Source organism: Haladaptatus sp. W1 (assembly GCF_001723155.1).
GTDB lineage: Archaea > Halobacteriota > Halobacteria > Halobacteriales > Haladaptataceae > Haladaptatus > Haladaptatus paucihalophilus.
In genome coordinates, this window is sequence record NZ_MEIH01000221.1 from 1 (window position 1) to 1,691 (window position 1,691).

Annotated in this window: 2 protein-coding genes; one reads left to right on the forward strand and one right to left on the reverse strand. The window is 65.8% G+C overall.

What is annotated here, in order from left to right; genetic code table 11:
• Positions 1-1,061, reverse strand: a 1,061-nt coding sequence (locus BG842_RS10270) for a hypothetical protein (RefSeq protein WP_069450663.1), incomplete at its 3' end; no start/stop codon positions are given.
• Positions 1,062-1,192: 131 nt separating this feature from the next.
• Between BG842_RS10270 and BG842_RS10275 the strand changes: the two genes are divergently transcribed.
• Positions 1,193-1,691 (forward strand): bacterio-opsin activator (locus BG842_RS10275; RefSeq protein ID WP_254663047.1); only part of this gene is annotated, 499 nt, incomplete at its 3' end.

The window sequence follows — 1,691 nt, forward strand, 5'->3', positions numbered from 1 at the left end:
AGGCTGCCGAGTTCGACCCACGACGGAGATATCGCCCGTTCGGCCGCCGTTTCGAGGTCGAAGGACCACGGTCGGCCGTCGGCCGAGGCGGCGGCGACCGGAAGGAACGCCATCGCCAACTGGAGCATCCACCCGAACACCAATCCGTTGATGGCGGCGGTTTCGATGGGGGCACCCGGGACGGCGGTCGGAAACAACAGCACCAGCGGCGCGAACGGGACCGGGACGACGAGCCAGAGGTACGCTCCGAGCACGTGGCCGATGCGAGCGTCCGGGCGGCACCCGCTCGCCCGCCTCGTGCCGACGACGTTCACGAGGAGCGCGACAGTCCCGACGACGTACACCGACAGGCCACCGAACGTCAGGGCGTGGAACGCCAGCCACGGACCGGAGACGAGACCGATTGCGCCGAGTGTCAGCCCCCAGTAGGTGACGGGAACGAGCGTCGGATAGCGGAGGGTCGTGCCGTCCAGCGCGGGGACGAGGTGTAACAGGGTCCCGGCGGCGACGAGAGCGAGAAAGCCCCACACGTTCGCGTGGACGTGCGCCTCGATGGAGCCGAAGTAGCCGCCCGGGCCGTGAACGTCGAGAAACATCCCGAACGCCATGGAGACGCCGACGACGAGGAACCACGGAGCCGTCCGGTAGAACCGCCCCAGCCGACCGCGCGGACGGGACGAAAGGCGGAATACCGTGACCGTGAGCGAGACCAGCGCGAGCAGCACGAAACTCCCGCCGACGACGGCGGTCGTCGTCGAACCGGCCGCCATCCCGACGACGAGGGTCGGAAATCCGACGTTCAACAGCAGCCACTGACGCCAGCGCGAGGCGTTCGTCGGGCGCGATTCCGTGCCCCCGACCGACGCGAGCAGCGACGGGAGGAGTCCGAACAGCGCCTGTGTCATCGCGCCGATGGTGACGAAGTGAATCAACAGCCACCGGAGTCTGGGAAGTGTTTCGGTGAGTCCCATCCCCGTCGTCAGCCGTCCGAGCAACGCCAGAAGGCCGACGGAGAGATAGAGACTCGCCATCGTGAGGAACGGATCGATTCGTTTTTGCATAGTTCTCCGTGCAGTCGCTACGCCGCGTGCTCCGGTATGGCTTGGCGCGAACCGGTCAGCGTCGTACGAACATGTTCGCACTACCGGTTTCCTTTCCGACGCACCTCGTGTCCACCACCGACCGATTTCGTATGCCACACACCAAGCTCATCGTAACGATACCGGAAGAGACGTGGATACACGGCGTTTCGACCGCACACCCGGACATCGAATTTGCGGTCGTCGCCACGCTCGCGGGGGAGACGACGGGTATCGCCCTCCTCGAATGCACCGCTTCCAACGGGTCCGAGGTACTCGTCGATATCGAGCGGCGGGAGGACGTAACCGACCTCGACCTGCTCTGGACGCACGACGACGAACTGTTGTTGCAGGTCGAAACGGAAACCCCCGTGCTTCTGACGCCGGTGTGGCGGACGGGTGTGCTTCCGCAAACGCCGTTCGTGGTTCGGGACGGCGAGGTCACGTGGGAACTGACGACGACTTCCGGTCGGTTGTCCCGCCTCGGCGACCGTCTCGCTGACGCCGAGATTCGGTTCGACATCGAGTACGTCCGCACATTCGGCACCGACTTCGCGAGCCATCTCCTCACCGACCGACAGCGACAACTCGTCCTCGCCGCCTTCGAACGCG